The sequence below is a fragment of the Pectobacterium sp. F1-1 genome (genome assembly GCF_025643735.1).
GTDB lineage: Bacteria > Pseudomonadota > Gammaproteobacteria > Enterobacterales > Enterobacteriaceae > Pectobacterium > Pectobacterium colocasium.
In genome coordinates this window covers 2,928,567-2,941,393 of sequence record NZ_CP104733.1, presented here as the reverse complement: position 1 = coordinate 2,941,393, position 12,827 = coordinate 2,928,567, and the positions used below count along the sequence as shown (strand labels likewise).

At 50.0% G+C, this 12,827-nt stretch carries 10 protein-coding genes; 8 read left to right on the top strand and 2 right to left on the bottom strand.

What is annotated here, in order from left to right; all coding sequences use genetic code 11:
- The first annotated feature begins 44 nt into the window (after positions 1–44).
- The 5 genes from sufC to NAL19_RS12960 all read left to right on the top strand — a co-directional run bounded on the left by sufC (position 45) and on the right by NAL19_RS12960 (position 5,193).
- Positions 45–791 (top strand): Fe-S cluster assembly ATPase SufC, encoded by a 747-nt coding sequence (gene sufC / locus NAL19_RS12980; RefSeq protein ID WP_014700368.1) that lies wholly within the window; start codon positions 45–47, stop codon positions 789–791.
- Positions 766–2,112, top strand: a complete 1,347-nt coding sequence (gene sufD / locus NAL19_RS12975) for a Fe-S cluster assembly protein SufD (protein ID WP_263057574.1) — start codon at positions 766–768, stop codon at positions 2,110–2,112. Before sufC ends, sufD begins: the two co-directional genes overlap by 26 nt.
- Complete coding sequence (sufS, locus tag NAL19_RS12970) at positions 2,112–3,335, top strand: cysteine desulfurase SufS (protein WP_263059715.1); 1,224 nt, start codon at positions 2,112–2,114, stop codon at positions 3,333–3,335. The genes sufD and sufS overlap by 1 nt, the downstream gene beginning before the upstream one ends.
- Before the next feature lie 32 nt (positions 3,336–3,367).
- Positions 3,368–3,784 (top strand): cysteine desulfuration protein SufE, encoded by a 417-nt coding sequence (gene sufE, locus NAL19_RS12965; RefSeq protein WP_225084971.1) that lies wholly within the window; start codon positions 3,368–3,370, stop codon positions 3,782–3,784.
- Between the two features lie 386 nt (positions 3,785–4,170).
- Positions 4,171–5,193: a L,D-transpeptidase family protein gene (locus NAL19_RS12960; protein ID WP_263057573.1), complete on the top strand. Its 1,023-nt coding sequence runs from the start codon at positions 4,171–4,173 to the stop codon at positions 5,191–5,193.
- A gap of 168 nt (positions 5,194–5,361) precedes the next feature.
- On the opposite strand, the gene NAL19_RS12955 is transcribed toward NAL19_RS12960, so the two are convergent.
- Entirely contained in the window at positions 5,362–5,598 is a 237-nt protein-coding gene (locus NAL19_RS12955; RefSeq protein ID WP_005970385.1) for a major outer membrane lipoprotein, read from the bottom strand.
- Positions 5,599–5,911: 313 nt separating this feature from the next.
- The gene (gene pykF / locus NAL19_RS12950; RefSeq protein ID WP_225084969.1) at positions 5,912–7,324 is read right to left on the bottom strand and encodes a pyruvate kinase PykF; all 1,413 of its coding nucleotides are present in this window, start codon (positions 7,322–7,324) and stop codon (positions 5,912–5,914) included.
- 657 nt (positions 7,325–7,981) lie between these two features.
- On the opposite strand from pykF, the gene licT reads away from it, so the two are divergent.
- The 3 genes from licT (at position 7,982) to NAL19_RS12935 (ending at position 12,614) form a co-directional block, all read left to right on the top strand.
- Positions 7,982–8,845 (top strand): BglG family transcription antiterminator LicT, encoded by an 864-nt coding sequence (gene licT, locus NAL19_RS12945; protein ID WP_225084967.1) that lies wholly within the window; start codon positions 7,982–7,984, stop codon positions 8,843–8,845.
- A gap of 437 nt (positions 8,846–9,282) precedes the next feature.
- The gene (gene bglF, locus NAL19_RS12940; RefSeq protein WP_225084966.1) at positions 9,283–11,184 is read left to right on the top strand and encodes a PTS beta-glucoside transporter subunit IIABC; all 1,902 of its coding nucleotides are present in this window, start codon (positions 9,283–9,285) and stop codon (positions 11,182–11,184) included.
- Positions 11,185–11,219: 35 nt separating this feature from the next.
- Entirely contained in the window at positions 11,220–12,614 is a 1,395-nt protein-coding gene (locus tag NAL19_RS12935) for a glycoside hydrolase family 1 protein (RefSeq protein WP_225084965.1), read from the top strand.
- Positions 12,615–12,827: the final 213 nt, after the last annotated feature.

Sequence of the window (12,827 nt, the reverse complement as noted above, 5' to 3'; positions counted from 1 at the left end):
AATTCATTAAGCGCTCGTCGCATTGGGCGTTGGAAGGAATAAGCATGTTAAGCATCGAAAATTTAAAAGTCAGCGTAGAAGGCAAAGAGATCATCAAAGGGCTTAATCTCACCATTAAGCCAGGTGAAGTTCACGCGATTATGGGCCCGAATGGCTCAGGTAAAAGTACGCTCTCCGCGACGCTGGCTGGACGTGAAGAATACGAAGTGACCGACGGTTCGGTGAGCTTCAAAGGGAAAGACCTGCTGGAGTTGTCCCCAGAAGATCGTGCGGGTGAAGGCGTCTTCATGGCCTTTCAGTATCCGGTAGAAATCCCAGGCGTCAGCAACCAGTTCTTCCTGCAAACCTCCGTTAACGCGGTGCGTAAATACCGTGAACAGGAACCGCTGGATCGCTTTGATTTCGCCGATTTTATCGAAGAAAAGATCAAACTGTTGAATATGCCGGAAGATCTGCTGACCCGTTCGGTCAACGTGGGCTTCTCCGGCGGTGAGAAGAAGCGTAACGATATTCTGCAAATGGCGGCGCTGGAGCCGGATCTGTGCATTCTGGATGAGACCGACTCTGGGTTGGACATCGATGCACTGAAAATCGTCTCTAACGGCGTGAATTCCCTGCGCGACGGCAAACGTTCGTTCATCATCGTCACGCACTACCAGCGTATTCTTGATTACATTAAACCGGATCACGTCCACGTTCTGTATCAAGGGCGCATTGTGAAATCCGGTGATTTCTCGCTGGTGAAACAGTTGGAGGAGCAAGGCTATGGCTGGCTTACCGACGGGCAATAATGTGGCGAGCGAGAACGCGACGGGTAAAACCGGCATCGCACAGAAACAAGAGAAGGCATTGCAGCAATGGCATGGCTTGTTTGAACGCGATGCGTCACGCCGTTCTGAAGAAGCGAACCAGCATTGGCAGGACGTGGTGCGTCTTGGCTTACCGCACCGTAAGCACGAGCACTGGAAATACACGCCACTGGATAGTTTGCTGAGCAACGAGTTTGTTGCGCCGCAGGCCCAGTCTCTCGATCGCGCAGCGGTGGAGTCACTGGCTTTAGCGGTGGATAGCTGGCGTCTGGTGTTTGTCGATGGTGTATTCAACGCTGAGCTCAGCGACAGCGCATGGGGCCCTTATCAGGTTGACGTGCAGGCGTCGCGTGCGCAGGGCGTGTTGCCTGCGGCCATCCAGTCCGAGGTGTTCCTGCATTTGACCGAAAGTCTGGCGAGTGAAAGCACGCTGATTCGTCTGGCTGCCGGACAGCAGGCGGACAAACCGCTTTACCTGTTGCACATCAGCAGCAGTCAGGCGGCGGCATTGAACACCGTTCACCATCGCCATCATTTGAACGTTGAACGCGGTGCGAGTGCGGAAATTATTGAGCACTACGTCAGTCTGGATGAGCATGCCCACTTTACCGGCGCACGCCTGACGGTGAATGCGGCGGAAAACAGTCAGGTGAGTCACTATAAACTGGCGTTTGAAGCGGCAGCGAGCTACCACTTCGCGCATAACGATTTGGTGCTGGCACGTGATGCACTGGTTCGTAGCCACAGCTTCCTGCTGGGAGCGGGGCTGACGCGTCACAACACTAGTGCTCAGTTGAATGGCGAAGGCACCAATCTGTCCATGAACAGCCTGATTCTGCCGGTTGGCAGCGAAGTGTGCGATACGCGCACGTATCTGGAACACAATCAGGGTTACGGCGAAAGCCGTCAGTTGCATAAAGTCATCGTCAACGATCGCGCCAAAGCGGTGTTTAACGGCATGATAAAAGTTGCGCCTCATGCGCTGAAAACTGACGGGCAGATGACCAACAATAACCTGCTGTTGGGCAGACTGGCTGAGGTTGATACCAAGCCGCAGTTGGAAATCTACGCGGATGACGTGAAATGCAGCCACGGTGCCACTATTGGCCGTATGGACGAAGAACAACTGTTCTATCTGCGTTCCCGTGGTATTACGCAGCAGGATGCGCAACAGATGATCATTTTCGCCTTCGCGGCGGAAGTCACAGAAGCGATTGAAAACGACTCTCTGCGAGATGTGGTTTTGCAACGTATCGCACAGCGTTTGCCAAACGCGCTGGCGAATGCCGGCAAGGCGGTATGATGAGTTATCCTATTGAGCGGGTTCGAGCCGATTTTCCGGTGCTGGCAAATGAAGTTAACGGCCAGCCGTTAGCCTATCTTGATAGCGCGGCGAGTGCGCAAAAACCGCAGTCGGTTATCGAACGTGAAGCAGAATTCTATCGCCATGAATACGCGGCGGTGCATCGCGGCATTCACACGCTGAGCGCGCAGGCGACCAGTGCGATGGAAGCCGTGCGCGAAAAGGTGGCAGCCTTTATCAATGCCGCTTCGGTAGACGAGATTGTCTTTGTTCGCGGGACGACGGAGGCCATCAATCTGGTGGCTAACAGCTATGGCCGCACCTTCATCCAGCCGGGCGACAACCTGATCATCACCGAGATGGAACACCACGCGAATATTGTTCCCTGGCAGATGCTGGCGGAAGCGCGTGGCGTTGAGGTTCGCGTATTGCCGTTGGCCGAAGATGGCTCGCTGGATGTTGCACAGCTTCCCACATTGCTGGATGAACGTACTCGCCTGCTGGCGGTGACGCACATCTCTAACGTACTCGGTGCGTTGAATCCGGTTAAGGCCATGATCGCACAAGCAAAAGCGGGTGGCGCAGTCGTGTTGGTTGATGGCGCGCAGTCGATTATGCATCAGCCTGTCGATGTGCAGGATCTGGACTGCGATTTCTTTGTCTTTTCAGGACATAAGATCTACGGCCCTTCAGGTATTGGTGTGCTGTACGGCAAACGTGACCTGCTTCAGGCCATGCCGCCGTGGGAAGGCGGCGGGGCGATGATTCGTCAGGTTAGTCTGCGTACAGGCACCACCTATGCGGATTCACCGTGGCGCTTTGAGGCCGGTTCGCCCAACACGGGCGGCATCATGGGCTTAGGTGCCGCGTTGGACTATGTGACGGCGCTGGGACGGGAAGAGATTCAACGTTATGAATCCTCACTGATGCAGTATGCGCTGGAAGCGCTAACGCAGGTGCCCGATCTGACGTTGTACGGCCCTGTTGAGCGTCACGGTGTTATTGCGTTTAATCTTGGGCAGCACCACGCCTATGATGTTGGAAGTTTCCTCGATCGTTACGGTATTGCGATTCGCACCGGCCACCATTGCGCGATGCCGCTGATGGAACACTATGGTGTTCCCAGTATGTGCCGCGCCTCGCTGGCCGTTTATACTACACGCGAAGAAATTGACCGGCTGGTTGCCGGATTGCAACGTATCCATCGATTGCTGGGCAGTTAAGCGCCGCGCGCATACTGTTCGGGGAGGAAAACATGGCGAGTCTGCCAGAACCGCAGAAACTGGCGCGCAACTTTGCACGCTGTAATGACTGGGAAGAGAAATATCTTTATATCATTGAGTTAGGTGAGCGACTTGATCCACTGACTGATGAATGGCGTAATTCAGATAACCTGATTTCGGGGTGCCAGAGCCAGGTTTGGATTGTGGCACAGCCTGATGAGCAGGGCGTTATCACTCTGCACGGCGACAGCGATGCCGCTATTGTGAAGGGACTGATTGCGGTGGTTTTCAGCCTGTATCAGGGGCTGACAGCGCAGGAAATCGTTGAGCTGGATGTGCGACCTTTCTTTGAATCGCTGGCGTTGAATCAACATCTGACGCCATCTCGCTCCCAGGGGCTTGAGGCGATGCTGCGCGCGATTCGTGCGCATGCCGCAGCACTGCTTTAATTTTCTTCCCTGTTTTCTGCTTTCCTGAAGTGTAAAAAAGCGCTGTGACGTAAAAAACGTCCAGCGCTTTTTTGTTTTTTTACTTACTGGTTTTTATCAACGGTATGTTATTGCTTTCCGGTATATTTATTAACTCGCTGATATTTCAGAATTCGTCCCGTATATTTATTTCCCGTTAAATTTTATGCTGACTCTGCTTTGTAAAGAATTGAATATCAATGCTTTGATTTTTAAATAAAATATTCTTTTGTTACAACAATGCTAATATATACCCATGTTCGGTGGAGAGAGGCAGTAATAGCCGGATTGACACCCGATCAAGAGGTATAGCCGGATAGTACATTCTGGGTGCATAACCAGATGTTATTGATTGTAGGGAACCTAATATGAAACGCGCGTTAACTTTACTTGGTATGGCCTTCGCGGCATATCTGGCCAGCACCGCCGCCAAAGCGACGGAATATCCGCTACCGCCACCAAATAGCCGCCTTATCGGCGAGAATATCGCTTATACGGTCCCCAATGATGGTCGTCCGCTGGAAGCTATCGCAGCGGATTTCAAGATTGGTTTATTGGGCATGATGGAAGCGAATCCTGGCGTGGATCCTTACCTGCCGACCGCGGGTTCCACACTCACGATCCCCACGCAAATGCTGCTGCCGGATACCCCGCGTGAAGGTATTGTGGTCAATCTTGCTGAGCTGCGTCTCTACTACTACCCGAAAGGGAAGAATACCGTCATTGTTTACCCAATCGGCATCGGTCAATTGGGGCGCAATACGCCACTGATGACGACCAGCGTGAGTGAGAAGCGTGAGAATCCGACCTGGACGCCAACGGCGAACATTCGTAAACATTATCTTGAAGAGCAGGGCATTAAACTGCCCGCTGTCGTTCCGGCTGGCCCGGATAACCCGATGGGATTACATGCGTTGCGTCTGTCTGCGCACGGCGGCGTTTATCTGCTGCACGGAACGAATGCGGACTTCGGTATCGGCATGCGTGTGAGCTCCGGCTGTATTCGTCTGCGCCCGGATGACATTAAAGCGCTGTTCGACAATGTGCCAGTCGGTACGCGAGTGCAGATTGTTAACGATGCGATTAAAACCTCCGTTGAACCGGACGGCAAACGCTACGTTGAAGTGCATCAGCCTTTATCCAAGACCGATAAGGACGATCCGCAAACCATGCCGATTCCGCTGACGGCGAAGACGCAGAAGTTTGTCAAAGATTCAGAAACGGACAGTAAAGCGGTTGCTGATGCGATTGTGCGTCGTTCAGGGATGCCGATCGTGGTGAGCGTAGGGCAAGATATCAATACCTATCAGCCACCGGTAGAATCATCGCCAGAAGCGCCTGGAACGCATCAGGCAGCGCCGATCACGGCTATCAGTACCACCGCGCGCTGATAATGAAATAAATCGGCCAGATGCGTTTAGGCGCATCTGTGCTGGCTTAGAGATAGCGAGGAAGGATGAACAGGCGACAAAGGGATTGAAAGGGAAAGCTGAAAGCGTAAAACGCAGGCAAAAAAATGGCGCACAATGTGCGCCATTTTCACTACTTAACCAGCTCGATTACTTTTTGTAAGTACGAACTTGGTTGTCCAGACGCTGGTTAGCACGAGCTGCGTCGTCTTTAGCAGCTTGTACGTCAGAGCGGATTGCGTTCACGTCGTTGCTCAGTTGGTCAACTTTAGCGTTCAGAGTCTGAACGTCAGAAGACAGCTGATCAATTTTAGCGTTGCTTGAACAACCAGCAAGCAGAGTAGAACCCAGGATTACCGCGCCCAGTACCAGTTTAGTACGATTCATTATTAATACCCTCTAGATTGAGTTAATCTCCATGTAGCGTTACAAGTATTACACAAACTTTTTTCTAATGAGAATAAATTTTTGATGAGAACATGCTTAATTTTGATCGTTCGCTCAAAGAAACAGCGAGTTTTACCTATTCATTAAAAAAGTAAGGAAAACAGTGCTATTTTTATCGGATAACTCCGAGGCTTTAGGCTATTAAATGGCGTGTTACGCAAACGCATTAATTAGGTTATCGCACTGTAGAAAGTCGTTTCAGAATATAAAAAAAGCGCCATTAAGGCGCTTTTTACCGATCTGATTATTGGGATCAGAGGCGGTGTACGGAAGAGGTGTTGGTGGTGCCGCTGGAAACCAGTGCGCCAGAAACCATCACCACAACATCGCCAGCTTGCGCATAACCGCTGTTCAGCGCGGCTTCTTTACCGATGCGATAGAAGTCATCGGTAGAAGCGATTTCTTTCACCAGCAGCGTATCAATGCCTTTGCTCAGCAGCAGTTGACGCGCAGTGACTTCGTTCGTGGTCAGCGCCAGAATGCGGGCATTCGGGAAGTATTTGCGGATTGATTTGGCAGACTTACCGCCGCTGGTTGCAACGACAATCAGCGGCGCATCCAGTTTCTCTGCAGTTTCTACCGCACCGCGGCAGACCGCTTCGGTGATACGCAATACTGGAGGCGTCTTGATGCTATCCAGACGGCTTTTCATCACAGAATCTGTGCGCTGACAGATCGTTGCCATAATGGTAACGGATTCCAGCGGGTATTTCCCTTTCGCACTTTCACCAGACAGCATCACAGCATCGGTACCATCGATGATGGCGTTAGCAACATCGCCGGCTTCTGCGCGGGTAGGGCGTGGGTTTTTGATCATGGAGTCCAGCATTTGCGTTGCGGTGATTACCACTTTGCGTGCCAGATTACATTTTTCGATCATCATTTTCTGCGCGAAGATCACTTCTTCTACAGGGATTTCAACGCCCAGATCGCCACGAGCGACCATGATACCGTCAGACGCTTCCAGGATTTCGTCGAAATTGTTCAGGCCTTCCTGATTTTCGATCTTGGAGATGATCTGGATGTGTTCGCCACCGTGTGCTTTCAGGTGAGCGCGAATTTCTTCAACGTCGGAACGCTTACGAATAAAGGATGCGGCAACGAAGTCGACACCTTGCTCGCAACCGAAAATCAGATCGCGCTTGTCTTTTTCAGCCAGTGCCGGCAGTTGGATGGAAACGCCAGGCAGGTTGACACCTTTATTCTCGCCCAGATCGCCGTTGTTCAGCACTTTACAAACAACATCGTTGCCGTTGATTGCCGTAACCTGCATACCGATCAGGCCGTCATCAACCAGAACGGTGTTGCCGACGCTCAGATCTTCAGTAAAACCCGCGTACGTGACCGCGACGCGATCTTTGTTACCTACCACGCTCTGATCGGTGGTGAACGTGAACGTCTGACCCGCAGTCAGCGTTACGTCAGCGCCGTTTTCCAGCTTCATGGTGCGGATTTCCGGGCCTTTGGTGTCAAGCAGGATAGCGGCTTTCTTGCCGGTTTTTTCCATAACGGCACGCAGGTTCTTGATGCGTTGACCGTGTTCTGCGTAATCCCCGTGCGAGAAATTCAGGCGCATAACATTCATGCCGGCAGACAGCAGGTTGCTCAGCACTTCTTCTGACTCTGTTTTCGGCCCGATGGTACAAACAATTTTTGTCTTTTTCATACGATAGTTTCTACAAGTTGTGATGGATAAAAAAACGAGTGAACCAGTGGCGATGTGAGACAAGCCGCTGGAAAGAATCAATGAGGAAACAGTATAGAAAAGGTAAGTATAGATGGTCGTCGTGAATGGATGATGATGTGCGCAGTCGCTCGTCGCATGGGATTAGCGGAGTTCGCGTTGGCGATGCCGTTGATAATAATGTTATTGATAGTGGCACGTTGTTTAGCTGAAACCATTCAATTGAAACGACGTTCCGTATTATAGTTATTAAGCGACGAGAAACAAGGTGGTAAAAGGAATGAAATTGAATATTTTGTCGCGTTTACGCAAAAAACTGAGCGATTTGGTGTTTTTACCCAACTTTGTTGCGCAACTGCCTAAGCCATTCGCTGTAGGAATGCGCGATTACAGCGAACCGAGGAAGCGCGCTGAGGAAAGGGAACGATTCTTGTAACGACTGGCAATAAATAAAGAAAATACGTGTAAGCAGCGCGCTTTTCTGTCGATCCGTATCACGTTTTTGTGTCATGCTTCTTGAGAAGATGAAGGCAGATGGTAGTTTAGCTGCCATTGCGGATTGTTACTGCGTAAGCAGGCAAAACCAGATGCTCGTTCTTGCTACGAGTGTCTGGTTTTTTTGTTTCCAGGGTTTGAAAAATGAAGATTGCCAAAATACTCAACAATAATGTCGTTACCGTAATCGACGAAAACAATAATGAGTCGGTTGTGATGGGACGCGGGCTGGGCTTCAAAAAGCACTCTGGCGACCTGCTGGACGAAACGCTGATTGAACGTGTGTTTGTGATGAAATCCGGGGAACTGACATCACGTCTACAGGAGTTGCTGTCAGAGATTCCGATGGAGGTCATTACGACAGCAGATAAGATCATTTTGCTGGCAAAAGATCGTTTGCCGGGGAAATTGCAAAACAGCGTCTATATCTCTTTAACGGATCACTGTCATTTTGCGATAGAGCGCCATAAACAAGGGGTGGATATCCGCAATGTGTTGTTATGGGAAATAAAGCGTCTGTACCCAAAAGAGTTCGCTGTCGGCCTGGAAGCGCTGGATATTATTGAGCAGCGTTTGGCCGTGCGCTTACCGGAAGATGAAGCCGGGTTTATTGCTTTGCATCTGGTGAACGCGCAGCTCGATAGCGAAATGCCGGAAGTCCTGCAAATTACCAAAATCATGCAGGAAATACTGAATATTGTAAAATATCAGCTGAATCTGGATTATAACGAACACGCATTAAGCTATCACCGCTTTGTGACGCATCTGAAGTTCTTCGCACAGCGGTTAATAGGAAAAAGCACGGTATTTAGTGATGATGAGTCATTACATGATGTCGTGAAAGAACGATATCAACTGTCTTATCGCTGTGCGGAAAAAATACAGGCACACATTATTCAAAAGTACCACTACACGTTAACGAAAGAAGAGTTGATGTTTTTAACGATTCATATTGAACGTGTCCGGACAGAAGGTCAGGATAAAATAGAACCCGGTGATGGGGAATAATTTCTGCTAATTTGCTTTTCGTCACAAAATAGCCGTATGGCAAGGTAAATATTCTTGCATACGGTGAAAGTGAAAGCATAAAGTATGTGGAAAGCAAATTATCAGATGAAGTAAGTTTTATTGTCGGCACAGTCGTTGTGCGGGCACATAAACAGGATTGTTACTGTCAGGCTAGTCTCGGCGGGCAGGCAAAACCTAAATCGTTTTCTCAATACTTATTGGGAAAAGCGATTTAGGTTTTTTTTTGTCTCAAACAGAACTGGCAATCTTAAATAATTGATATTTAAGTCTGTTTATATCCTAAATAATTCGAGTTACAGGAAGGCGGCAAGAAAGTGAATCCCGATGAGCTTACTTGGGTAAGTGATTCGGGTGAGCGAACGCAGCCAACGCACATGTAGCTTGAAGTATGACGGATATAGCATTAAGGATAGACGATGGAATACAAAGCATTAGCAAGCGAGATACTCGATGGTGTCGGCGGACGCGGCAACATCATTAGTGTAATACACTGTGCAACCCGATTACGTTTTAAATTAAAAGATAACAAAAAAGCGGATGCCGCAGCGCTGAAAGATAACTCAGGCGTGATCATGGTGGTTGAAAGCGGCGGACAATTTCAGGTCGTCGTAGGCAATCACGTCAGCGATGTCTATCGCAGCTTACTGGATATTTCCGGGTTGCGCGACCAGACTGATTCCGAAAATGTTGGGGACGACTATGAGAAGAAAGGAAATCTTCTTTCCCGCTTTATCGATATTATTTCTGGAATATTTACGCCGTTAATTGGTGTCATGGTTGCTTCCGGTATTTTAAAGGGGTTTTTAGCACTGAGTTTAGTGTGCGGATGGATGGTTGAAGCCAGCGGAACGTATAAAGTTCTGTTTGCGGCAAGCGATGCATTATTCTTTTTCTTCCCGGTGGTGTTAGGGTATACCGCAGGGAAAAAATTTGGTGGAAATCCATTCGTTACCATGGTGATTGGCGCCACGCTGGTACATCCTTCCATGATCGCCGAATTTGGCGCGATGCAGAATGCGAATTATCAGCAGCTGTATTTCCTGGGTATTCCGATCACCTTTATTAATTATGCTTCTTCTGTTATTCCGATTATTTTCTCAGCCTGGCTATCTTCACGTTTGGAAAGGCCTCTGAACGCCATATTGCATATCAATATTCGCAATTTCTTCACGCCGCTGCTGTGCCTCTGTATCACGGTCCCCGTCACGTTCCTGCTGATTGGGCCAGCGGCAACCTGGCTTGGACATATGCTGGCTGGTGGCTATCAGTTGATCTACGGATTGAACTCCACGATTGCGGGCGCACTGATGGGTGCGCTGTGGCAGGTGTTCGTGATCTTTGGTCTGCACTGGGGCTTGACGCCGCTGATGATCAACAACCTCAGCGTGTTGGGCCACGACACACTGCTGCCGCTGCTGACGCCTGCGGTATTAGGGCAGGCGGGAGCGGTGCTGGGCGTGCTGCTGCGTACGCGTGATATGAAGCTGAAAGGGATTTCTGGTTCGGCATTTTCGGCAGCAATCTTTGGTATTACAGAACCTGCGGTGTATGGGGTCACGCTGCCGCTGAAGCGTCCTTTCATCTTTGGCTGTTTGGGCGGTGCAATCGGCGCTGGTGTGCTGGGGTATTTCAACACCACGATTTATTCCTTCGGCTTCCCGAGCATCTTTACCTTTACCCAGGTTATCCCACCGACAGGTGTCGATAACACGGTCTGGGCCGCCATTATTGGTACGGTGATTGCCTTTACCTTCGCGGCGGTAGCAACCTGGGCGTTTGGGATTCCGGCGCAAGAAAAAACGACAGACGCTAATGCTCCTGTGGCTGCACCGCAAGCGACACCACGCCAGAGTGATGCGACGCGTAAGCAAGAGATAAGCAGTCCCATCGAGGGCACGGCGCTGCCGCTTGAACAGGTTGGTGATGAAACGTTCGCCAGTGGGTTGATGGGAAAAGGCATTGCGATTAAGCCGCAGGCCGGGCGCGTGGTTTCACCTGTGAATGGCACGGTCGCCTCGCTGTTCAAGACCAACCATGCCATTGGGCTCGAATCGGAGGAGGGGGCTGAGGTGCTCATTCACGTCGGTATCGATACGGTGAAATTGGATGGTCAGTATTTCACTGCACACATCAAGACTGGCGATGTCGTGAAGCAGGGCGATCTTCTGGTGGAGTTTGATTATCAGGCGATTGAGAAGGCCGGTTATGACACGACAACGCCCGTCATTATCACCAATAGCGAAGATTACGTTGATGTTCTGCCTACCGCCGGAAACACCGTGCAGGAACAGGGCGCGTTACTGACGTTAATCCGCTGACATTGAAATTTATGACCCAATTGGGAGGAGAAAAGATGAGCCATCAGTTTCCGAAAGCATTCTTGTGGGGCGGCGCGATTGCAGCCAATCAGGTTGAAGGCGCGTACTTAACGGACGGCAAAGGGTTATCAACGTCCGATTTACAGCCGCAGGGTATTTTTGGTGAGATCGTCACGCGCACGCCGGGCGACAGCGGAATTAAAGATATCGCGATCGATTTTTATCATCGCTATCCCGAAGACATCGCGCTCTTTGCTGAAATGGGCTTCAAATGCCTGAGAATCTCAATTGCCTGGACGCGTATTTTCCCGCAGGGTGATGAAACCCAGCCGAATGAGGCAGGGCTGGCTTTTTACGATCGCCTGTTCGATGAAATGGCAAAGTACGGTATTCAGCCTTTGGTGACACTGTCCCACTATGAAATGCCGTATGGTCTGGTGAAGAATTACGGCGGCTGGGGAAGTCGTGAAACGATTACGTTCTTTGAGCGCTACGCTCGCACGGTATTCCAGCGCTATAAAGACAAAGTGAAATATTGGCTGACGTTCAACGAAATCAACTGTGCGTTACATGCACCTTTTACAGGAATTGGTTTACCGACTGAGAGCAGTAAGCAGGATATTTATCAGGCGATCCATCACCAGCTCGTGGCGAGTGCTAAAGCGGTGAAAGCGTGTCATGACATCATTCCTGATGCCAAGATCGGCAATATGATGCTGGGTTCCATGTTCTATCCGTTAACCTGCAAGCCTGCGGATGTTATGGAAACGATGCAGCAGAATCGCGATTGGCTGTTCTTCGGTGATGTCCAAGCCCGAGGATACTACCCAGCGTACATGAAGCGTTTCTTTGCGCAGCACGGTATTACGCTGACGGTAACGGAAGACGATAGCCAGTCGCTAAAAGAAACCATCGATTTCATTTCTTTCAGCTACTACATGACGGGCTGTGTGACGACAGATGAAGAGGTAAACCAGAAAGCCCGCGGCAATATTTTGAACATGGTGCCGAATCCGCATCTGGAAAGCTCCGAGTGGGGCTGGCAGATCGACCCGGAAGGGCTGCGCTATTTGCTGAACTATCTGTATGACCGCTACCAAAAACCGCTGTTCATTGTGGAAAACGGTTTGGGTGCCAAAGACAAACTGGAAAGCGATGGCAGCATTAACGATGACTATCGCATCAAATACCTGAACGATCACCTCTACCAAGTGGGTGAAGCGCTGGAAGATGGCGTTGAGGTGATGGGGTATACTTGCTGGGGGCCTATCGATCTGGTGAGTGCGTCAAAGGCCGAAATGTCCAAACGCTACGGCTTCATTTATGTCGATCGTGATGATGAAGGGAACGGCACATTAGAACGTCGGCGTAAGAAAAGTTTCTACTGGTATAAAGAGGTCATTTCCTCTAATGGTGAAACGTTGAAATAAATCATCGCATCGATGAGTGATTTACGCATTCATTCTCAGAGAAATACAATCTGGAATGAATGCGAACTCTATTTTTTTTACTATCCATGGGAAAGATGGCAAGGGAATAAAATGAAACGGGAGGGCGTAGACTAGCCATTAAATTATATAAACGGTTATGTGGGTTTGAAAAAAAATTATAAATAGGCGGACTTGCGGCTAGCGTCGCGAGAG